Annotated in this window: 7 protein-coding genes; all 7 read left to right on the top strand. The window is 54.1% G+C overall.

Annotated features, from left to right (window positions below; translation table 11 throughout):
- Positions 1 to 693: DUF2345 domain-containing protein (locus tag QCE79_RS38530; protein ID WP_309854264.1), on the top strand; the 693-nt coding region annotated here is incomplete at its 5' end.
- A gap of 3 nt (positions 694 to 696) precedes the next feature.
- Entirely contained in the window at positions 697 to 2,946 is a 2,250-nt protein-coding gene (locus QCE79_RS38525; RefSeq protein ID WP_309854260.1) for a peptidase M23, read from the top strand.
- A gap of 70 nt (positions 2,947 to 3,016) precedes the next feature.
- Entirely contained in the window at positions 3,017 to 3,526 is a 510-nt protein-coding gene (locus QCE79_RS38520) for a hypothetical protein (RefSeq protein WP_309854255.1), read from the top strand.
- A 193-nt stretch (positions 3,527 to 3,719) separates the two neighbouring features.
- Positions 3,720 to 4,394: a hypothetical protein gene (locus QCE79_RS38515; RefSeq protein ID WP_309854252.1), complete on the top strand. Its 675-nt coding sequence runs from the start codon at positions 3,720 to 3,722 to the stop codon at positions 4,392 to 4,394.
- Positions 4,395 to 4,772: 378 nt separating this feature from the next.
- Complete coding sequence (locus QCE79_RS38510; RefSeq protein WP_404989511.1) at positions 4,773 to 5,033, top strand: PAAR domain-containing protein; 261 nt, start codon at positions 4,773 to 4,775, stop codon at positions 5,031 to 5,033.
- A 3-nt stretch (positions 5,034 to 5,036) separates the two neighbouring features.
- Positions 5,037 to 6,350 (top strand): hypothetical protein, encoded by a 1,314-nt coding sequence (locus tag QCE79_RS38505; protein ID WP_309854246.1) that lies wholly within the window; start codon positions 5,037 to 5,039, stop codon positions 6,348 to 6,350.
- A partial coding sequence (locus QCE79_RS38500) for an ImcF-related family protein (RefSeq protein ID WP_309854244.1) occupies positions 6,316 to 7,890 on the top strand: 1,575 nt, incomplete at its 3' end. The genes QCE79_RS38505 and QCE79_RS38500, both read left to right, overlap by 35 nt.

The raw sequence follows: 7,890 nt of genomic DNA, 5'->3' as shown, positions 1-7,890 counted from the left end.
GCGAAAGGACTGTTCTTTTCGGCCGATGCGGCGGCTGGCGCTGATACGCCGCACTTGGAGATGCCTGCTGCCGTCGCGCAACTGAAGGCCGCGCTACAGTGCGTAACGGACCTTGCAGCGGCGACCACCCAGGCCAAGGGCGATCCTGCTGACCGGGCCGCGCAAGCGGCGCTGCTGGACGGGCTAAACCAATTGAGCGATGCCGGATTGCCGGCGAGCGCTCCCGGCGGCATGGCGTTCGTGACGCCGAAATCGGTCCAGCACTCGGCGGGCGAAAACGCCATTGTCACGGCGGGTGCGGATATGGACGTAAGCGTCGTGAGGCGGCTGCGCATGGTGGCGGGCGAGCTGATTTCATTGTGCGCGCACAAGCTGGGCATCAAGATTTTTTCGAAAGGGAAAATCGAACTGCAGGCTCAGAGCGCTCCCATGGATATCTTTGCCGATCAGCAACTTCACGTGTCCAGCGCAAACGCGAACGTGATCGTGAACGGCAAAACCAAAACGGTGCTCGCGAGCGGCGGCGCCGCGATCAAAATTGAGAACGGCAACATCGAACTGATCTGTCCGGGGGACTTCAAGATCAAGGCGGGGTCGTTCGCGTTTGAGGGGCCACAGAACGCCGATACACCAATTCCGATGCTATCCCAAAGCGACTTCAAGTCTACTAAATCTTATCCGCTTACCCGTTAATTCATGATCATCAGCCCACCCTTTCTCCCGGCTGCAGGCCTGGCCGCGGGCGATAGCAACGCGAACCCGCCGAAGCTCGATTCCATGATGGATCTGGTCGATACGTTCGAACTTGCCCACGGCATCTATCCGGTCGCATTTGACCGGCGCTGGCATTGCGGCGTGCACCTGATGTCCTCGACTCAGAACGAGAAGGTACGCGCCATTGCCGACGGCGAGGTTGTCGCTTACCGCGTGTGCCAAAAGGCATACGACGGTGGAGAAGGTACGCCCGACAGTAACGCAGGCTTTGTCCTGCTGAAGCACACGAGCGAGACAGGCGAAGGCCGCACGATTACGTTCTATTCGCTTTACATGCATCTGCTGGACTTAAACGGTTACCAGTCCATCGGCGCTGACGGAAAACTGCTCCCCGAGTTCCTGCGCACGTGTTCGCCCGGCGGCGACTTGGTGCCGCCGCCCGCACAGGCGGGCGGTGACAATCGCAAGGTACGCCGGAAAGACGTGCTCGGCTGGGTGGGTGGATGTCACGGACAACGGCATTTGCATTTTGAAATTTTCATGATTAAAGCAGATTACGAGGCGTATTTTGGAGCTACCCAGCTTGGCCGTTCGACTGCAAGCATGGCCACGAGCAAAGATTGTTGGGGCCATAGCTACTACGTAATTCCTGCAGGCAAAACGTTTCTCAGCCTTCCGCCTGGTGTGGATTCGCATAACAAACTCAAAGGGATAGCTTTCGACGCATTGCAAACGGGACAAGCCGCTGAACAACTTTTCGTGGAGATGTTCTTTTACAGGGGTAACAAGTATACGAACGTTTGGTCGGTAGCCGGAGATGGAAAGCGGATCTCGCTTACCCCCAACCCTGTTAAAGAGACGGACTACGAGTACAGCATGTACAAACGCGCGACGGCCTTATATTCGGCCTGCGCGAGCGATGGTTATGAGCTGTTGCGCTTCGGACGAATTCTTTCGGAGCCCGTCACACTGACCAACGACCTCCAGGTGACCTGGATGCGGATAACGTTCGCGGCCGGACAGGAGGGATACATCGACGTAAGCGATAGCACAATCTTGAAACTGTCGGACGCGGATTTTTTTGCTCTCGCGGGTTGGCAGAAGATAACTGAAGGCAATACGCCGTTTAGTACAGATGGTTTGTGCGACATCGAAGCTTTGAAGCGAATACTCAGAAATGCAACGGACCATCAGACGCCGCAGGATGCTGCGCTGAAGCAGGAGTACAAAAAGGAAGACGTACTCGCTCAGTACGTGAAGACGAACGGGGCGGTTCGAGAGCAACTGCGCGGTTTTATTTGTGAAGCACCTAGCGAATGGGATAGCACACAAAACGAGAAGCGGTATGGCAAGCTCCTAAGCGAGGGCGAGTTCTATCATGGTGATCCAGCCGGTTATGCCGCGTTCATCAAGCTTTTAGAGTCATTTCAGTTTTGGGATAAAACGGGAATTGCCACTGATCAGAAGCTTTGGTTTGTTCATCCGTTGGCGTTCATTCGGCATTTTCGGAAATGCGGATGGATGAGCAAACAGGAACTTTCGAGGATCTACCCCGACCATATGTATTCCAAAAAGGAAACCCCAAATCCGTCCGCCAAGAGGGAGCAATATCGAATTTCCATCAATCTGGTAATCCGAAAACATTTAATATCTACGCCGCAGCGAATGACGCATTTTTTTGGTCAAGGCGCGGTCGAATCATTCATGCTCGCACGAATGATGGAAGCGTCGACAACGCATTTTAAGGCTAGCTTAGCGGAAGAAAACGACGGTTATTACAACGAGAAAAAAGACCATTACTATGATTATCTTGAGGGCCGGTTGGGAAACGCAGAGCTTGGCGATGGGATGAAGTTTCGAGGCCGTGGTCTAAAACAACTTACTGGACGAGAAAACTATGCGAAATACTGGGTCTACCGGGGATGGATAAAAGCGTCTACATTTGATCTGCACTGGTGGACGGATGAACATCGTCGTAGACCAGACATTAGCGAGCCGCAACTGCTTAGCACGGTACCATTTAATTGTATTGATGCAGGTGGTTGGTATTGGGAGGCGGGAGCTCAGCCAAATGGCTTTAGAACGCTCAACTCAGTTGCCTCAATGGCGTCGCTATCGGAGGTAGATGTCAAAAAGATAACCTTCGCGATAAATGGTGGTGTAAATGGTTTGGCAGATAGACTTAGGCACACGCAACGCATTGGGCCAATACTAAATGATGAGACGAATTAGACTATTGTTTTGCATCACAGTATTAAAGCTTTTAGCGGCTGTTTGCAATCCCGTCTTCGCAAGGAACGTTGTGACGAAGCAATATACGGTTTGGACACCCGACTCTTGGCGGATTTACGAAGGTAGTAGGTTTAGTTCATTTGACGGGGTTCCTGCAAACTGCAAGTATTTCCGAGATTCGAAGAAAAAACGCCAGGACATGGCTCTTTCGTTATGCGTGTTAAGTATCAGCCCAGAAGAAGTTTTGCGTCGAGTCGGATTTCAGAGAGTGGAAGATAATATTGTTCGGGTTGGATCCATGGACTCTCAGTCTGCTTTTATAGAGGAGCGATCAGGCCATCTGATGGTCTCGGCAGCTGCATCGTGCGGAGTATCAGACGGCGCAGGATTCCATTCGGCGTTAGGTAATTGCTATTCTGCAGCCATTTTTGGTCGTGATATTAGTATTGCGCTAGAAACCGATGGCACGGAGCCACTTGCTATCGTGCGCAAGGTGGCTAATTCAGTGTCCCTTCGAACACCTGGCCAAATAGAATTCTTCAGAAAAAAAGTCGAAAACTTTGGACTTGATGACCGATAAAGCAATTCGGACTGTTTTTATATGGCGCGTTTTCTAGCAAGCAGTCTGGCTATGTTTTTACATGAGACCGATTTTCATACTACCCAAACTTCGACTCGCGCAGTCGGGATAATTTCAGCTTGTAATGGAAGGAACGGGTATCGATGACAAAGTTCGCAACGCCATATATTGCTTGTGTTAGCTGAGAAATTTTTTGAGTGAGGTTAAAGCTGAACATATGAATGTCATAAATCAACGAAATCTTGCATGCCATTTTTTATCGGCCTTAGCTTTGATGTGTTTTGCGCTGCACGCCGATGCAATTGGAATTCCTGCAGCGGTTCAGACCGCTGTGGACACGCACATGGACGCAAATCACAAATTGCAGTCACCGATCATCGACGCGGGGCCTGCAATGGAAGGAGTGTATATCTATTTCGTGACGAATACTTCCGACGAGCCAGGTTATACGAAAAACAACAGGCCTTATATATTGGATGCTTTTCTACTTTTCTCCGACGCAAACCATCTTTGGCATCATCTTTTGTTTGATCGCTACATAAAGGATGACGGTGTACCGGAAATTTCCACGGTCTTCTTCATGAATGCAGATCACAATTCCGGAGATAAGGAGGTAGTTATTTTGGTGCGTACACCACTTGAACATTATGATTATGGTGGTGAATATTACGATGGTTATGTTTACAAGCTGAGAGGAAATGCACTGAAAGGGGCTGTTTTTGCAGGATTACAAATCGATGCCAGTGCGCCGTTTATGGATCAATGTGAATGTGATTCTAGAAACGGGAAGTCCTCGCATGCGCTGTACAAAGACGCGGAATCGATGCGAAAAGTGCTTGCAAAAAAATATCCTGTTATTCCTAGATAAGTAGAAAGATTGATTGTGTTTGCTTTCAATACGCGGACCATCCTAACCGACTGGTCCCGCCAAATGAAGAGTTTCTGGTACCCACATCAAAGCGCACGCGAGTAGAAGTTGATCTGAGTCGACTTTCATAATTTCTTTATTTTAAGTGACCAAATTGGTACTAGAATCGTCCTCGTGATCACTGTGGTCTTGTCCTCTTCATCCAGAGGCAGAGGTGTTTATAGCGCCTCTTTTAGCGGCGATCGAGCAAGGAGTGTGGTAGAAAATCAATTCGGCATCGAAGTCTTGAATCTCAAAATAAAGACGACACAATCATTCGATGCAGGATATATCTCCAGTTTAGGTTACAGCGTTGCAAACCAAAGTAATCCTTCGACCATGAAATCCCCCATTCGCGAATACGACAAACTCGAACATGGCGGCGAAGTCACAAGCGGCTCGCCGTTCAGCATGTTCATGGGGCGCAGACTTGCGCGTTTAGGAGACACCGCACAATGCGACCTCCACGGCGCGACGATGATCGTTGAGGCCGACACGCGCTTCCCCGACCGCGACGGTCAGCCATATGCGATGCATTACCATCGCTGCGCGTGCGGTTGCCGGCTGATTTCTTCTTTACAAAACGTTAACTTCGCGTAACGCATGCCGGTTGATCTGTCTGAAGTTGGCGCGTCTTATCCCTATCCCGACCACGGTCCGCGGCTATTTCCGTGGCTCGGTATCTGGCTTTCGTGCTGCGCGCTGGGCGTGCCCCTGATGCTCCTCGGCTGGCCTTCGAACGAACCCACCACCGGCTCGTCGTTCTGGTGCGCCATCATCGGCGTGCCAAACCTCGTGTTTCTCGTGCTGCTGTGCATTGCGCGCGTGGGGTACGAGGCGTTGTGGACCTACGCGGACAATCGCAACCAATGCAGGACAAAGAGGCTCGCCGAACGGTTGCGCATCGCGCAGAGATCCTTGCAAGTGCTAGGTGTGGGCTACTGTTTACCGTTGGTGCAGTCGAGCCTTCCTGATGTCGTCGCGGCGAAAAAGCTGCTCTTTACGTCGCAACGGCCACGCCAGGGCTTTGGTTATGTGGTTCACAACCGCTTTGATGAAGAGTCGTGGTCAGATGATCCAACTTCACTCGTAGCTAAGCCAGAGGACGATCTTGGCGTGCAAACCGGCACTTCGCCGATGGAAGCATCGCGGCGCGTTGCGACTGTTGTTCTGAAACTGGTTCAGGCGATCGAACCGGTCGCGCCTGCTATGCATGCGTTATCTCACTACGGGCCTCAGTATGCACCGCTCGTGCGTGTGCTGGCTCCGTCTAGCGAGGTCGACAAAGCCGAGGAGTACGCGCGGGAAGCATTGCGTATCGCGGGTCTGCCTGCGCTCGATTGCACTGCCGTAACGGATGCGCACGGATTGATGATGGCCGACGGCTGGCTGGACGCGCGCGAACGGCGCGCGCTGCTAATTCTCGCCTATTCATGGCGTGAAACGAATCCACCCGAAAGAAGCAGTGAGGTTGCGGTCGCCGTATTGTTGGACGCTGGCTTTTATCAGCTGCCGGAATCCGTGCAAGCGCTCGCAACGCTGCATCGCCCCATTGAAGATCAGGCCGAAGTCGGTACGCTTCGCGACCTCGCGCTCAATGCGGCACTGTGGGGCAAAACCGAGCCGCACAACATCACGCATGCATGGATAACGCGGCTAGACGCCGAACACGATCGCGCGCTGCTCACCGAGTTCAAGAAAGCCGTCTTTACCGATATCGCGTCGCACGAAGCGCACGGCCGTCTTGATCGTTTCGTCGGCGACACCGGAGCCGCCACGCCGTGGCTTTCCATCGCGGCTGCAATCGAAACCGGCGCTAACGGCCCGCATCTGATCCTAGATCGGACACAGGCTGCCATTCTTCACGTACAACAACGAGCGCATGACCACCCCGAGCAGCAACCTGAAGTCGCTTGACTCTCAAAATCCCGAACGCGCCTCCTCGACCTTTCTCAAGCTTTGGGGTGTGCCGTTGGCCGCCATTCTGTTTGCTACGGTGCTCGCTTCGCTCGCGTGGTGGGGTCATCCTGGCATCACGGGTCTGAACAATCTCGAAATGCGCATTTCTGCCTTGCTCAAGATTTTTGGCACGCTCGGCGTCGTGTTTGCATTGCACGTCGCCGCGCTCTGGCTTGGAATTTACGAGAAGCTCGCATACCGAATTGGCCGGATCGGAGACAACCAGCAGCCCGAGCGAAAGCAAAAGTACGACGCCCGCCTGAAATATCTCCACGACGAACTGCGTACGTCATTCGGCTGGCGCTGGCGGCGCGCCATGCCGTGGCTCATGCTCACGGGTGACGACGCGCTTATCGACTCCGTAGCTCCGGATCTCAAACAGACCGGCGTGATGCGCACGAGCGATATTGTGCTCGTGCATGCCGAACCCAACGGCATCGATTCTCCAACGTGGCGCCGCCAGCTTCGCCGCTTGCGCAGCAGACATCCGGTCGATGTAGTCATCCCAGTGACGCGGATGAGCGAGTCGTTACCTTCCGACGACGAACTGCCGCGCACGCTCTCGACACTGGCTCGCGATCTTGGTTGGGCTGCACCAATCGTATTCCTTCACGCTGTCAAGGCGAGCGGCGACAATCGAGACGGCTTGCGTTCGGTCGGCGCTTTCGTAACTGCAATGCCGAACGCCGACAGCCAAGCGACGGAGGCGACGCTGGACCATCAACTTAACTTGCTCGAAAAAGTGACCGCCGATGCAGGCGTCAAGTTGTGCGCGCGGCCCGCGCCGATCCTCTGGCTCGCCCAGGTGTCGCAATACATCAGTTCACAGCGCGAGAATATGGCGAAGACGTGGCAGGTGCATTGTGTGTCGAAATGGCGGTGTGCTCCGCTTGCCGGTGTGATGTACGTGCCGGTATTCGCCGCGCCTGCCGTGCCCACGCCCGTACCGGCTGCGCAAGAGGACATCGCGAAGGACGTCGCGGAGCGTCTTTCCGAGCGCGGCAGTGTCGCGCGAGATCAACCTCGCGCATTGCAGTTCGTCTGGCGCGAGATCGGTACGCGTGTTAAGCCGCACGATGGTCGTCGAATTGGGTTCGACTGGTCAAGGGCGCTTGCAATCGTGGTAATGGTCTCGGCGGTTGGCTGGTGCCTGGCAATGACCGTGTCGTTCATCATCAACCGCTCGCTGATCAACGAAGTCCAAACAGCCGCCGATACCGCCCTGGCCGCCACCCCCGCCACCGCCGCGGCAATACGCGCTCAACTCGCCCTGCAACAACAAATCGACACACTGGAATATCGCCAGCAACATGGCGCACCGTGGTACATGCGTGCAGGCCTGAATCACAACGATCGGATACTCGCTGCGCTCTGGCAGACCTATGCAAGCATCGCGGCGCGCAACCTGCGCGATCCGTCCGCCCATCAACTCGAAGCCACGCTCACGCAACTCGCTCAGTCTCGCGCCGACGCACTGCCCAGCACCGAGGAGCAACAG

Origin of the sequence: Caballeronia sp. LZ003, from assembly GCF_031451465.1 — a bacterium.
Classification (GTDB): domain Bacteria; phylum Pseudomonadota; class Gammaproteobacteria; order Burkholderiales; family Burkholderiaceae; genus Caballeronia.
Note: the sequence above shows the minus strand (reverse complement) of the source record. Positions and strands in the feature narration are given on the sequence as shown.